Origin of the sequence: Ferrovibrio sp. (assembly GCF_046297895.1) — a bacterium.
Classification (GTDB): domain Bacteria; phylum Pseudomonadota; class Alphaproteobacteria; order Ferrovibrionales; family Ferrovibrionaceae; genus Ferrovibrio.
The window spans coordinates 187,436-200,991 of record NZ_JBKBHC010000005.1; the positions used below are offsets into that span (position 1 = coordinate 187,436).

The 13,556-nt window shown below is 63.0% G+C and carries 15 protein-coding genes; 4 read left to right on the forward strand and 11 right to left on the reverse strand.

Going from position 1 to position 13,556, the window contains the following annotated elements; all coding sequences use genetic code 11:
- Positions 1 to 36: 36 nt before the first annotated feature.
- The 8 genes from rpiB to ACK4FK_RS10105 form a co-directional block, all read right to left on the reverse strand.
- Positions 37 to 480: a ribose 5-phosphate isomerase B gene (gene rpiB / locus ACK4FK_RS10070; RefSeq protein WP_409744699.1), complete on the reverse strand. Its 444-nt coding sequence runs from the start codon at positions 478 to 480 to the stop codon at positions 37 to 39.
- Between the two features lie 182 nt (positions 481 to 662).
- Positions 663 to 1,763 carry a branched-chain amino acid ABC transporter substrate-binding protein gene (locus ACK4FK_RS10075; protein WP_409744702.1) on the reverse strand — a complete coding sequence of 367 codons (1,101 nt, stop codon included), beginning with the start codon at positions 1,761 to 1,763 and terminating at the stop codon, positions 663 to 665.
- Between the two features lie 66 nt (positions 1,764 to 1,829).
- Positions 1,830 to 2,180 carry a DUF6867 family protein gene (locus ACK4FK_RS10080; RefSeq protein WP_409744705.1) on the reverse strand — a complete coding sequence of 117 codons (351 nt, stop codon included), beginning with the start codon at positions 2,178 to 2,180 and terminating at the stop codon, positions 1,830 to 1,832.
- The gene (locus ACK4FK_RS10085) at positions 2,177 to 2,890 is read right to left on the reverse strand and encodes an ABC transporter ATP-binding protein (protein ID WP_409744707.1); all 714 of its coding nucleotides are present in this window, start codon (positions 2,888 to 2,890) and stop codon (positions 2,177 to 2,179) included. The genes ACK4FK_RS10080 and ACK4FK_RS10085 overlap by 4 nt, the downstream gene beginning before the upstream one ends.
- A complete protein-coding gene (locus tag ACK4FK_RS10090) occupies positions 2,890 to 3,705 on the reverse strand; it encodes an ABC transporter ATP-binding protein (RefSeq protein ID WP_409744709.1) in 816 nt (271 codons plus the stop codon). Before ACK4FK_RS10090 ends, ACK4FK_RS10085 begins: the two co-directional genes overlap by 1 nt.
- The gene (gene livM / locus ACK4FK_RS10095) at positions 3,702 to 5,006 is read right to left on the reverse strand and encodes a high-affinity branched-chain amino acid ABC transporter permease LivM (RefSeq protein ID WP_409744711.1); all 1,305 of its coding nucleotides are present in this window, start codon (positions 5,004 to 5,006) and stop codon (positions 3,702 to 3,704) included. Before livM ends, ACK4FK_RS10090 begins: the two co-directional genes overlap by 4 nt.
- A gap of 1 nt (position 5,007) precedes the next feature.
- Positions 5,008 to 5,922 carry an ABC transporter permease subunit gene (locus tag ACK4FK_RS10100; protein WP_409744713.1) on the reverse strand — a complete coding sequence of 305 codons (915 nt, stop codon included), beginning with the start codon at positions 5,920 to 5,922 and terminating at the stop codon, positions 5,008 to 5,010.
- 19 nt (positions 5,923 to 5,941) lie between these two features.
- Positions 5,942 to 6,148 (reverse strand): DUF6898 family protein, encoded by a 207-nt coding sequence (locus tag ACK4FK_RS10105; protein WP_409744715.1) that lies wholly within the window; start codon positions 6,146 to 6,148, stop codon positions 5,942 to 5,944.
- A 131-nt stretch (positions 6,149 to 6,279) separates the two neighbouring features.
- On the opposite strand from ACK4FK_RS10105, the gene ACK4FK_RS10110 reads away from it, so the two are divergent.
- A complete protein-coding gene (locus ACK4FK_RS10110) occupies positions 6,280 to 6,678 on the forward strand; it encodes a RidA family protein (protein ID WP_409744717.1) in 399 nt (132 codons plus the stop codon).
- Between the two features lie 24 nt (positions 6,679 to 6,702).
- Here ACK4FK_RS10110 and mmsB read toward each other — a convergent pair whose 3' ends face one another.
- From mmsB to ACK4FK_RS10125, 3 genes are read right to left on the reverse strand one after another with little or no spacing between them, the layout of a single operon-like run.
- Positions 6,703 to 7,593, reverse strand: coding sequence for a 3-hydroxyisobutyrate dehydrogenase (mmsB, locus tag ACK4FK_RS10115; RefSeq protein ID WP_409744719.1), 891 nt, complete (start codon positions 7,591 to 7,593; stop codon positions 6,703 to 6,705).
- Between the two features lie 46 nt (positions 7,594 to 7,639).
- Positions 7,640 to 8,689, reverse strand: coding sequence for an enoyl-CoA hydratase/isomerase family protein (locus tag ACK4FK_RS10120; protein ID WP_409744721.1), 1,050 nt, complete (start codon positions 8,687 to 8,689; stop codon positions 7,640 to 7,642).
- A gap of 22 nt (positions 8,690 to 8,711) precedes the next feature.
- Positions 8,712 to 9,863: an isobutyryl-CoA dehydrogenase gene (locus ACK4FK_RS10125; RefSeq protein WP_409744723.1), complete on the reverse strand. Its 1,152-nt coding sequence runs from the start codon at positions 9,861 to 9,863 to the stop codon at positions 8,712 to 8,714.
- Between the two features lie 141 nt (positions 9,864 to 10,004).
- Here ACK4FK_RS10125 and ACK4FK_RS10130 point away from each other — a divergent pair, with 141 nt between their 5' ends.
- Genes ACK4FK_RS10130 through hemB form a run of 3 tightly spaced genes read left to right on the forward strand, consistent with a single transcriptional unit; the run spans position 10,005 to position 13,544 of the window.
- Positions 10,005 to 12,251, forward strand: coding sequence for an ATP-binding protein (locus ACK4FK_RS10130; RefSeq protein ID WP_409744725.1), 2,247 nt, complete (start codon positions 10,005 to 10,007; stop codon positions 12,249 to 12,251).
- A gap of 51 nt (positions 12,252 to 12,302) precedes the next feature.
- A complete protein-coding gene (locus ACK4FK_RS10135) occupies positions 12,303 to 12,530 on the forward strand; it encodes a transcriptional regulator (RefSeq protein WP_409744727.1) in 228 nt (75 codons plus the stop codon).
- Positions 12,531 to 13,544 carry a porphobilinogen synthase gene (gene hemB / locus ACK4FK_RS10140; RefSeq protein ID WP_409744729.1) on the forward strand — a complete coding sequence of 338 codons (1,014 nt, stop codon included), beginning with the start codon at positions 12,531 to 12,533 and terminating at the stop codon, positions 13,542 to 13,544.
- Positions 13,545 to 13,556 lie beyond the last annotated feature (12 nt).

Sequence of the window (13,556 nt, forward strand, 5' to 3'; positions counted from 1 at the left end):
CTGGGTATTCTGGGGGTCTGGGTATTCTGCTTGCGGTCAGGCGGGCTGACCGAGTTTCTCCACCCGGCGGGCATGGCGGCCGCCGGCGAAGGGGGTTTCGAGGAAGGCTTTCAGGCAGTCGCGCGCCGTTTCCACGCCGATCAGGCGGGCGCCAAGTGCCAGCACATTCGCATCGTTATGCTCGCGGCACAGACGGGCGCTGGTCGTGTCGTGACAGAGCGCAGCGCGGCAGCCGGGCACGCGATTGGCGGCAATGGATATGCCGATCCCGGTGCCGCAGACGGCGACCCCCATCTGCGCCTGCCCCTCGGCCACGGCCTGGGCCAGTTTGCGGCCGAAATCGGGGTAATCGACGCTGTCGGGGCCGTTGGTGCCGAGGTCGAGGACCGCATAGCCCTGGGCCTTAAGCTCGTCCCGCAGCAGGTTTTTCAGTTCGAAACCGGCATGATCGGCGGCAAGAGCGACCGTGGGCTTGGACATCGGCAGAGCACCTCGGGAAAAGACGCCGGACCCTACAATATCCGGTGGCAGGTGCCAACCCCAGCAACAAGGGAAATGGGTGGGCCGGTGCAGCGGACAACCAGCATCCAGGAAACAAAAAGGGTACATGCAACCAAAGAAAAAGCCCGGCACAAGGCCGGGCTTTTCCAAGATCGGATGGATCAGTTCACGTAGTCGTAGGAACCGTTCTTCCAGACATAGACCTTGTAGGCCGGCGAGGTGGTGTCGCCCTTGGCATCGAAGGAGATCTCGTTCAGCACAGTGCTGAACTTCTCGGTCCGCATGACCTTTTCGACATCGGCCGTCTTGAACGACTTGGCCTTGGTCGCGGCCTCGGCCCAGACCTGGATCGCGGCATATGTATAGAGGGTGTAACCCTCAGGGTCGTAGCCGCCGGCCTTGAACTTGTCGACGATCGGCTTGGCAACCGGATTCTTGCGCGGATCGGCGTCGAAGGTCATCAGCGTGCCTTCACCGGCCGGGCCCGAGATAGCCCAGAACTGCTTGTCGACCAGGGCGTCGCCGCCCATCAGCACGGCATTGAGGCCCTGCTCCTTGGCCTGACGCACGATCAGGCCGCCCTCGGGGTGATAGCCGCCGAGATAGATCAGGTCGATGCCCGCAGCCTTCATCTTAGAAACCAGGGCCGAGTAATCCTTCTCGCCCGGGGTGATGGCTTCATACATCGCCTCGGTGACGCCCTTGGCGTTCAGGCGCTTCTTGGTCTCGTCAGCCAGACCCTGACCATACGCGGTCTTATCATGCAGCACTGCAACCTTCTTGCCCTTGAACTTATCGGCGATGTAGTCGCCGGCGACGATGCCCTGCTGGTCGTCGCGTCCGCAGACGCGGAAGGTGTTCTTGTAGCCGCGATCCGTGTAGCGCGGATTGGTCGAGGCCGGCGTGATCTGCAGGATGTTCTCTTCCTTGTAGACATCGGAAGCCGGGATCGACGAGCCCGAGCAGAAGTGGCCGATCACGGCCGCGACCTTTTCCTGCGCCGCGCGGTTGGCAACCGCGACCGCCTGTTTCGGGTCGCACTGGTCGTCGCCGATCACCAGCGTGATCTTCTGGCCGTTGACGCCACCCTTGGCATTCAGGTCGGCAACCGCCATCTCGGCGCCGCGCTTCATCTGCTCGCCGAAGCTGGCGAGCTGGCCGGTGATCGGGCCGTTCAGCGCGATCTTCACCTGTGCCGAAGCGGCGCCGGTAAACAGGCCAACGGCAGCAACAACCGCCAAACCAGTCATAAGTCTACGCATGATATCCTCTCCCTGTTTAAAAACTGATGCGAAACTCTAGTCAGTCTGGTGGCTTCGGGCAACAACCTAAGGTGCAGACCGCTTGTCCCTCCACCCCAGCAGGCCGGATCGTTCATACAGCCAAGGATACTGATGGACCATGAGGTCCGCCTGGGTAAGGCGAAAGCCAAGCGTGGCCAGGCCAAGAACGACAACCGACGCCGTGAGGTATGGAACTACCGCCAGAAGATCTTCCTCGAACAGCGCGAAGGCCAGGAACCGGCTGGTGGCCGCCAGCAGCAGGCTGTAGGGGATCACCTGCCAATAGGGCCGCCAGGTGTTGGCTATGGCCTGCCCCATCATGAAACCGCAGCCGCCGACCAGGATCACCGTCAGGCCGATGAATACCGGAATGCTTTCGCCGAGGATTTCGTTCATCCGTGACCGCCTTCCAGATAGGCTGCGCGGATCTGCTCGTCGGCCAGCAGGTCGGTTCCGCGCCCGCTCATGGTGATCTTGCCGTTGACCAGTACATAACCGCGATGCGCCAGCTTCAGGGCATGGTAGGCATTCTGCTCGACCAGCAGCACGGTCACGCCGTCGCGCCTGTTGATCTCTTCGATGATCGAGAAAATCTGCTTCACGACCAGCGGCGCCAGGCCCAGCGACGGCTCGTCCAGCAGCAGCAGACGCGGCCGGCTCATCAGGGCCCGCCCGATCGCCAGCATCTGCTGCTCGCCGCCCGACAGCGTGCCGCCGCGCTGTTCGCGCCGTTCTTTCAGGCGCGGAAACAGCGCGAAGACGCGTTCCAGGTCGTCGTCGAAATGCGCCGGGTCGGCGGCGACCGCGCCCATGCGCAGGTTTTCCAGCACTGTCATGCGCGGAAAGATGCGACGCCCCTCCGGCGCGTGCGCCAGGCCGCGCCGTACCAGCATATGGGTCGGGATGCCGACGATGTCATCGTTATCCAGCCGAATGCTGCCATGGCGCGGCTTCGGGTTGCCGCAGATCGTCATCAGCAACGTGGATTTGCCGGCACCGTTGGCACCGATCAGAGCCACGATTTCGCCCTGTCCGACTTCGATATCCACGCCCTTCAGGGCATGCACGGCGCCGTAGAAGGTATGCACCCCAGAGATGCTGAGCATCAGGCCGCCCCCTTTTCATCGCCTTCCGGCTCGCCGAGATAGGCGCGGATCACGGCTGGATCGTTGCGGATCTGCTCAGGCGTGCCGTCGGCGATCTTGCGCCCGTAATCCAGCACAACGATATGATCGGAAATCTGCATCACCACGCTCATGTCATGCTCGATCAGCAGCACGCCGCAATCATGCTCCCGGCGGATGAACTGCAGTAGGGCGTTGAGCTCGGAGGATTCGCGCGGATTGAGGCCGGCGGCCGGCTCGTCGAGACAGAGCAGCGCCGGCTCCGTGCACATCGCCCGTGCGATCTCCAAACGGCGCTGGCCGCCATACGGCAGGCTGCCGGCCGGCTCGTCGGCCAGATCGGTCAGCCCGGTACGCTCCAGCCAGTAGCGGGCGCGATCGACTGCTTCGTTCTCGGCCTTGCCATAGCCGCCAAGTCCGAACAGGCCGAGGAAGGTATAGCCGGATGCGCGCATCAGTTTGTTGTGCTGCGCGACGATGAGATTCTCGAGTACCGTCATCTTCGGGAACAGACGGATATTCTGGAAGGTGCGCGCAACCCGCGCCTTGGCGGCGATGTCGTGGCCCTGCATGCGCTCAAGCAGATAGGGCTCTCCGTTGCGGCTCAGGGTCAGCCTGCCGATGGTCGGTTTGTAGAAACCGGCAATGCAGTTGAAAACTGTGGTCTTGCCGGCGCCGTTCGGGCCGATGATCGCGGTGATCTGGCCCGGCATGGCATCGAAGGACACATCGTTGACGGCGACCAGACCGCCGAAGCGCATGGTCAGGTGCTCGACCTGCAGAAGCGGCGTCGTCATGACACGCCTCCCCCGGCTGACGCTTTCAGTTTCGACAGCCGGATCGTCGGCTCGCGATGGGCCAGCAGGCCCTGCGGCCGCCAGATCATGATCAGCACCATGGCCGCGCCGAAGGCCAGCATGCGGTAGAGCGAGAATTCGCGCGCCAGTTCGGGCAGCAGCGTCAGGAAGGCTGCCGCCAGCACGATGCCGGCCTGACTGCCCATGCCGCCCAGCACAACGATGGCCAGGATCACGGCGGATTCGATGAACGAAAAGCTTTCCGGGCTGATGAAGCCCTGCCGCGTGGCAAAAAAGCTGCCGGCAAAGCCGCCGAACATCGCGCCTATGGCAAAGGCGGTCAGCTTGGTGTTGGTCGGATTGATGCCAAGCGCCTTGCAGGCAATCTCGTCTTCGCGCAGAGCCTCCCAGGCCCGGCCGACGGGAAGCTTGCGGATGCGCATGGTAAACAGGTTGGTGATCAGCGCCAGCACCAGGATCACATAATACAGGAACACGATACGGTGCAGCGAAGAGAATTCCAGCCCGAAAAGCTGATGGAAGGATGTCACTCCATCGGGCGGATCGGCGGTGAACGGGGCGCCGAAGAAGGATGGGCGCGGAATCCCGGATATGCCGTTCGAACCTGAAGTCACCTCGGTCCAGTTCAGCAGCACGATACGGATGATCTCGCCGAACCCCAACGTCACGATGGCAAGATAGTCGCCGCGCAGGCGCAGCACAGGGAAGCCCAGGATGATCCCGAAAGTGGCAGCGAAGATGCCGGCCAGCGGCAGGCATACCCAGAAGCTGAGGCCAAACTGGATCGACAGGATCGCGTAGGTATAGGCACCCACGGCATAGAAGGCGACGTAGCCCAGATCCAGCAGGCCGGCCAGCCCCACCACGATATTCAGGCCCCAGCCAAGCATCACATAGATCAGCACGACGGTCGCCAGATCAACCACGGTGCGATCCGCAAAGGGCAGGAATGGCAGGATCACTGCAAAGGCGATGAGCGCCGGCATCAGCCATGCGTCGGCCTTGCTGCCCAGCCGGGTCAGGAAATCCTGACGCTCGGATGCCGATGCAGACGTCTGGCGCTCGCGTCCGCTGCGATTGCGGTGCCAGTCCAGCAGCGCCATGAAGGCCAGGCGGCCAACAAACACAATGCCGGCGGCATAGGCGACCCAGTCAAATCGGGTCTTGATTCCGAGCGGACCGCCGGTATCGACGGTTTCGAAGCCGAGCAGCGGAAAAGCGAGGGCGGCGGCGACAAAAGCGGCGAGCACCGCGTCGCGGAGGCGTTGCGCTGGCGTCATGTCAGACCTTCTCGATTTCCGGGCGGCCAAGCAGGCCGGTGGGGCGGAAGATCAGCACGATGACAAGGATCGAAAAGGCGGCAACATCCTTATACTCGATGCTGAAATAGGCCGACCAGAAGGCCTCGATGAGGCCGATCAGAAGTCCACCCAGCATGGCGCCGGGCAGAGAACCGATACCGCCGAGTACTGCAGCGGTGAAGGCCTTCAAGCCGGCCAGGAAGCCGATGTAGAAATCGACGACACCGTAATACAGGCTGACCATCACGCCGGCGACCGCAGCCAGAACTGCACCCAGCACGAAGGTCAGCGAAATGGTGCGATCGACATTCACGCCAAGCAGACCGGCCATGGTGCGATCCTGTTCGCAGGCGCGCTGGGCGCGGCCGAGCGGCGTCGCCGCGATCAGCCAGGAGAACCCCGCCATCAGGACGACGGTGAGCGCGATGATCATCATTTGCATGTAAGACAGCGTGACCGAGAAGGTTTGACCCTGCATCAGCTCGACGCCGCCGCGGATCATCGGCTGCAGCGGCTTGATCTTGGCACCTTGGGCGATCTGCACGTAATTCTGCAGGAAGATCGACATCCCGATTGCCGAAATCAGTGGCGCCAGCCGGAACGAGCCGCGCAAGGGCCGATAGGCGATGCGCTCGACGGTCCAGCCATACAGACCGGTCAGGATCATCGCCGCCGCCAGAACTATGATCAGGGCCAGCGGAACCCAGGTGACGCCAAGCAGACCCAGGACGGCGAATCCGATCACCGCGATGAAGGCACCGATCATGTAAACCTCGCCATGGGCGAAGTTGATCATCCCGATGATGCCGTAGACCATCGTGTAACCGATGGCGATCAGCGCGTAGACCGCGCCCAGGGTTATGCCGTTGATAAGCTGCTGAAGAAAGTACTCCATTGTCCCCCGTTACGGCCGGTCAACCCGGGTTCTGCTGCTTTTTCTGCATGTAGCGCAGCTTCTGAACCGCAAGTCGTGCCAGCTCCTGTTGCGACAGGCGCGGATCTCCGACCATGGAAACCTCCATGCCGGTAATGGGATCAACAGCGATCACCTGCAGCGCCGCCCCGATGCGGCGGAATTCGACGATCGCTTCCCCGTCACCACTCCCTGTCGCGTGTGACATGTCTGGTCTGTTACCATTTCTTTGTCGGCGGGCTCAAGCGTCACCCCCGCACAGGCTCCGGTCCATACTAGATATGCCGCTTGCCTGCCGCGGCAATATATTTTATATATAAAATATTTGGAGGGATACGGATGAAGACTCTCAATCCGGCTGAATGGGCGAAACCCAAGGGCTATGCCAACGGCGTGGCAGCCGAAGGCCGGTTTGTGTTCGTTGCGGGCCAGATCGGCTGGACTGCCGAGGCCCGTTTTGAAAGCGACGACCTGGTTGATCAGACGCGGCAGGCCTTGCGCAATATCGTGCGCGTGCTGGCCGAAGCGGGCGCACGCCCAGAGCATGTTGTCCGCATGACATGGTACGTCGTCGACAAAAAGGACTATCTCGCCCGCAATGCCGATCTCGGCAAGGTCTACCGCGAAATCATGGGCCGCCACTACCCTGCCATGACGCTGGTGCAGGTCGCGGCCCTGCTGGAGGACCGCGCCAAGATCGAGATCGAGGCCACCGCCGTGCTTCCGCCCGGCGCCTGAGGCCAGCCCCAATCATCGCAGCCTTCAGGCCATGCTCCGGATCATGCGGATGATGCCGGAATAATCCGACGGTCCGTTTCCGCCCTGAACGTATTCGGAGAACAGCGCCGTCGCCTCGGCGCCAAGGGGGGTCTGTGCACCCGCGCTGCGTGCCGCTTCCTGCGACAGCTTCAGGTCCTTCAGCATCAGTTCGGCGGCAAAGCCAGGTTTGTAATCGCGGTTTGCGGCCGAGTTGGGCACCGGGCCCGGCACCGGGCAATGGTTGACCAGCGCCCAGCAGGAGCCCGAGGAGCTGGAGACGATGTCAAACATCGCCTGCGCCGACAGCCCAAGCTTCTCCGCCATCACGAAAGCTTCCGACACCGCGATCATGCTGATGCCCAGTACCATGTTGTTGCAGATCTTGGCCACCTGGCCATTCCCCGCCCCGCCGGCATGCACGATCTTTTTGCCCATGGCCTCGAGGATCGGCTTCGCCCTGGCGAAGGCCTCGTCCGTGCCGCCGACCATGAAAGTCAGCGCGGCATTCTCGGCACCCGCCACGCCGCCCGATACCGGCGCATCCAGCATCAGCATGCCCCTGGCCTCGGCGGCGGCGATGGCCTCGCGGGCGGACTTCACATCGATGGTCGAACTGTCGATGAACAGCGTGCCGGGGCGTGCCGCAGCCAGGATGCCCTTTTCACCGGTATAGACGCTGAGCACATGCTTGCCGGCCGGCAGCATGCTGATCACGGCATCCACATCCTGCGCGGCTTCCTGCGCTGACGCGGCCTTGGTGCCGCCGGCCTCAACCACCTTCTGCACCAGCTCGGGCATCAGGTCGAAGGCTTTCACCTTGTGCCCGGCCTTCAGCAGGTTGCGCGCCATCGGGCCGCCCATGTTGCCGACGCCGATGAAACCGATATTCGCCATGATGTTTCCTCCGCCTGCGTTCTTGTGGCTTGTATTCTTCCGATTATCAGTCGAACTGCAATTCGCCCTGGGACACCGGCTCGAAATACTTATCGATCTCGGCATCCGACACGTCATCCAGCGTGGCCGGTTGCCATTTCGGATGATGATCCTTGTCGATGATCACGGCCCGCACGCCTTCATAGAAGTCATGCCCTTCGGCAACATGATTGCACATGCGCCATTCCAGACGCATGCAGTCGCGCAGCGAGAGGCTGCGCCCGCGCCGCAACTGCGCAAAGGTCAGCTTCACCGAGGTCGGCGACTTTGTACGGATGATGCGTGCCTGTTCCCGGGCGAATTCGCTGCCATCTGCCTCCAGCGCCGCCATGATTCCAGCAACGCTGCTGCCAGCAAAAAGGCGGTCGATCTGCGGTTTCATCACGGCCAGCTCTGACGGGCCAGGATCTACAACAAAGCGCGTCACCACTGCATCCACAGCTCCCCGGTCGCCAGGCGCGGCCGCCACCAGGGCCTCTTCCAGCGCGGCCATTTTCTCGCGCGGGACGAAATGCGTGGCCACGCCCGCCGCAATGATGTCGGCGCCCTTCAGCCGCGCGCCGGTAAGGCCGAGATAAGTGCCCAGTTCGCCCGGGCAGCGCGGCAGGAAATAGGTGCCCCCCACATCGGGAAACAGGCCGATGCCGGTCTCAGGCATCGCGAAATGGGCGTGTTCGCTGATGATGCGATGGCTGCCATGCACCGACAGGCCAACACCGCCTCCCATGAAGATGCCATCAATCAGGGCGATGAAAGGCTTGGGGTATTCGCCGATCAGGGTGTTGCAGCGATATTCGTCATGCCAGAAACGGCGGCGGTACTCGGCGCCATCCGCTTCACGGTCCGCCAGCTTGCGGATGTCGCCGCCGGCGCAAAAAGCCTTCTCTCCGCTGCCCTTTATGATCACGGCTTTCACCGCAGAGTCCTTTGCCCAGTCGCGCAGGTAGCGCTCCAGCGGCACGCACATGTCATGCGTCAGGGCGTTCAGGGCTTTCGGGCGGTTGAGCTGGATGGTGGCAACGCCGTTGCGAACGGAAAACAGGATATCGTCGGTCATGGTGTCCTTACGGGTACGTCGATCAATCGTGAAACGAGCCTGACAGTAACGCGCGGGAAATGATCACCCGCATGATCTCGTTGGTGCCTTCCAGAATCTGGTGCACGCGCGCATCGCGCAGATAGCGTTCCACCGGATAATCCTTCAGATAGCCATAGCCGCCATGCAGCTGCAGCGCCTCGTTGCAGATGGCAAAACCGGAATCGGTGGCAAACCGTTTGGCCATGGCGCAATACATCGTCGCTTCGGGATGTTTCGCATCGAGCATTGCGGCGGCCTGGCGGATCATCAGGCGCGCAGCGGCCAGGTCGGTGGCCATGTCGGCCAGCTTGAACTGCGTGGCCTGGAAACTGGCGATGGCATTGCCGAACTGCTTGCGGTTGGCGACATACTCGCGCGTCGTGGTCAGGCAGGCCTTGGCCGCCCCCAGCGAGCACGCCCCTATGTTGATCCGTCCACCATCCAGCCCCGCCATGGCAATGCGGAACCCCTCGCCCTCGGCGCCGACCAGGTTTGCCTTCGGCACCTTGCAATCCTCGAAGATCACCATCGCCGTGGGCTGGCTGTTCCAGCCCAGCTTGCGCTCCTGCGCGCCGAATGAAAGGCCCGGCATGCCCTTCTCGACGATCACGCAGGATACGCCGCGCGCACCGGCCTCGCCCGTGCGCACCATGCAGACATAGATATCGGAACGGCCGCCGCCTGAAATGAATGCCTTGGTGCCATTCAGCACATAATGATCGCCGGCATCGACGGCCTTGGTTTGCAGGGCCGCCGCGTCGGAACCGGCATTGGGTTCGGTCAGGCAATACGACGCGAAGGTATCCATGCTGCAAAGGCCTGGCAGATAGCGCTGACGCAAGGTCTCGCTGCCAAAGCGGTCGATCATCCAGGCCGCCATGTTGTGGATCGAGATATAGGCTGCCGTGGACGTGCAGCCTGCCGCCAGTTCCTCAAAAATGATCGCGGCATCCAGCCGGCTCAGGCCCGAGCCTCCGACGTCGTCGCGCACATAGATGCCGCCGAACCCCAGTGCCGCAGCTTCCCGGAGTTCCTCGACCGGGAAATGCTTGTCCTCATCCCAACGCGCCGCATTGGGAAACATGCGGTCGGCGGCGAAACGCCGCGCGGTTTCCTGGATAGCCCGCTGATCATCGGATAACTCGAACAGCATCGCGTTTTCTCCCTTAATGCGGGTCTTAATCGCCCATCCGGCGGCCGTCAACGCTCCGGCCGCGTCGGAATCCGCTGCAGAGTCGCATGACTGCACGCTACATGCTAGCTTCGTGCCCGCAATGATCCGTCATTCCAGCAAATGCTGACACCGACCAGCCCAGCCGGTTCGCCGGCAGCCATGTCCGCGCATGGCTGGCCGCTGCGCGGTGTCGCAAACGGTCTGGCTGTCATGCTGCTGGGCATGGCTGGCCTGTTGACCTATCCGGTCATGACCGTTGGCGAACTTCTCACGATATTTCCTGGCCGCCCTGCCTTTCACGCCGACATAACCCTAGCCGCCTTGCTGGGGGGTATCGCCCTGCTGACGCGGGATCGGCTGACACTGCTGTCGCGGCTGGCCGCCATGGCCCTCGCCGTACTGTGCCTCGGCGCCTTGCTTGGCTCCCTGCAGGCCGCCGATCTCCTGCGCGTCACGGCAACCATCGACACCCTGGATACGACGCAACGCTGGCTGGGACATATGGGCCCTGTCGTCGCGGCCGGCGGCCTGATCGGGGCCCTTCGCCTCAGCGTCAGGCCGACGGCAACCGTCACCGCCAGCAATATGCCGCTGGGCTGGATGATGGCCATGACTATGCTTGCCATCGCCACGATGCTGGCCGTGGCGGCGCTGGATGTATTCCCGCAGCAAGAACAATGGACCGCGCATGCCGTCGCTCTTCCCGATGGCGCGGCGTTGCTGTTTCTGCTGGGCGCGGCCTGCGCGGCACGTACCTATCATCCGTCGAACGACATCTCGCCGCCCGGTTTGCTGTTTGGCCAGGCCATCGTACTGATCGGCGGCATCCTCGCCTCGTTCACGCTGTGGCAGGCCAACCTCGCCACCTCCTCTGATCGCCTGGTGCCTGCCCTGTCGCTGGCGGCCTGCCTGGTTGCCACGTACATGATCGCCGGGCTGATCACGCTGGCGGTGCGTGTGACGATCCAGCAGCGTTCCATGGCTGTCGCCCGCAGCGCCCTGCAGGCCAGCAACGACCTGTTCCAGGCCGCCGCCCGCAGCAGCCGCTTGGGAATCTGGGACTGGAATCTGGCCAGCGGCGATCTGCTGATCGTGGCGAACTATCTGCAGAGCAGCACCGATCCTGCCCAGCTTGCGGCACGCAGCAGCATCGCGGATTTCAACAGCCTGATTCATCCTGATGATTCTGCCCGCGTGGCCCATCAGGTGAATGACAGCCTGCGGCATGGCAGGCCCTATGAATGCGAGTTCAGAATCCGGCGTGGCGATGGGCATTACATATGGGTGCTGGCGCGCGCCGAAGTAACCAGGAATGCCGCCGGCCGGCCCTTGCGCATGATCGGAAGCCTGGAAGACATCGACCAGATCCGCCGCCAGATGAACGAACTGGAATGGCAGCGCCAGATGCTGGAGGAACAGTCGGTCAAACTGGCAGAGACTGCGCAGGCCCTCAAAGTCGCGCGCGACGCGGCCGAGGCCCTGCATCGCGCGAAGTCGAGCTTCCTCGCCATGATGAGCCACGAGATCCGCACACCAATGAACGGCGTGCTCGGCATGCTCAGCCTGATCCAGCGCGACGAGCAGGATGCCAGCCTGAAGCGCTATGCGGAAGTGGCCCAGCAGTCGGCCCGCGATCTGCTTGGGCTGATCGACGACATCCTCGATGTGTCCAAGCTTGAGGCTGGCAAACTGCAGATCGAATCCATCGACTTCGACCTGCGCCCGACCATCGAGAACGTACTGACCCTGCTGGCCCCGCGGGCACGTGAAAACAGCAACCGGCTGAACCTTGATATCGCCGATGATGTGCCCGATCACGTGATCGGCGATCCGCTGCGCCTGCGGCAGATACTCACCAATCTGATCGGCAACGCGCTCAAATTCACCGAGAACGGGGATGTCACCGTAACGATCACGAACACCTCATTGCAGAGCGGCGAATTCATGCTGCACTGCGCCGTCCGCGACACCGGCATCGGCATTGCGCCGGACCAGCAGGAAAAGCTGTTCGAGCCCTTCACCCAGGCCGATGCCTCGATGACGCGACGCTATGGCGGCACCGGCCTGGGCCTCACGATCTGTCGTCACCTTGTGCATCTGATGGGTGGCGAGATCGGTGTCGTCAGCGCGCCGGGCGCCGGATCGACGTTCTGGTTCACGATCCGGTGCCGTGAGGATATCGAACTGGCTGCCCGGCTGTCGGCCCGAGAGCAGGCGCCACTGCCTGCGCCGGCGCGTCCTCCGGCCAATGACACGACCGGCGCGAAGGCGCCCGCTGAACTGGACCAGGGCGTCGCCGACCTGCTGGATCAACTCGATCGCCTGGCTGGACGACCGCCTCGTGACGGCGGCGTTACCGGACATTAACCAGCCTGCCCGATACTCGTTACGTCCCAGTGCGACTTGCGAGGTCAGGCCATGCTGCCGATCCATCCCGGCCTTCTGCTAGAGCAGGCGATTGCCGCCCGCGGCTCCGATCCTGATCATTTCCATCGCGAGGCGCGCATGCCGCGGAAACTGCTGCGCAAGGTCCTGAACGGCGAGCGGCCGATTTCCCTTGGCCTGGCGCTGCGCCTGGGCCGGATTTTCGGCACCTCCCCCTGGGTCTGGATTGCGTTTCAGGAGCGGTTTGATAAATCTCTCTGAATGACCGAGAGCATCGCACCACTCCCGCCCTTCCCCGCATCCCGTCCCCGCCGCCTGCGCCGCACCGACTGGGCCCGCAGGCTGGTCGCTGAAAACCGCCTTGGCGTCGATGACCTGATCTGGCCGATCTTCGTCCATGACGGCAGCGGCAATGCCCCGATCCCGTCGATGCCCGGGGTCGAGCGCCTGAGCATCGACAATGCCGTTGCCGCCGCGAAAGAGGCCGAGGCGCTGGGCATACCGGCGATAGCCCTGTTTCCGGCCACGGACCCGAAGCTGAAGACCGACGATGGTCGCGAGGCGCATAATCCAGACAACGTGGTCTGTCGCACGGTGCGCGCCATCAAGGCCGCCACCAGCAATCTCGGCGTGCTCTGCGACGTAGCCCTCGATCCCTATACCTCGCATGGCCATGACGGGCTGCTGAAGGATGGGCAGATCCTGAACGACGAAACCGTCTCGGCGCTGGTGCAACAGGCGCTGGTTCAGGTGCGCGCGGGCTGCGACATCATCGCGCCGTCCGACATGATGGATGGCCGCATCGGCGCGATCCGCACAGCTTTGGAGCGCGAGAACCTGCAGCATGTGCAGCTCATGGCCTATGCAGCGAAATACGCCTCTGCCTTTTATGGCCCGTTTCGCGATGCAGTCGGGTCGGCCGTCAATCTGGGCCTGGGTGACAAGCGTACCTATCAGATGAACCCCGCCAACGGAGATGAGGCCCTGCGCGAGGTGGCGCTGGATATCGCCGAGGGGGCCGACATGGTGATGGTCAAGCCTGGCATGCCATATCTGGATATCTGCTGGCGCGTGAAACAGGCCTTCCGCCTGCCAACCTATGCCTATCAGGTGTCGGGCGAATACGCGATGCTGGCCGGTGCCGCGGAACGCGGCTGGCTTGATCGCAGCCGTGTGGCGCATGAAAGCCTGCTGGCCTTCAAGCGCGCAGGTTGCGATGGCGTGTTGACCTATTTCGCCCGCGACATCGCACGCATGCTGGCCGAGGGCAAATAACCCCCGGCCGAT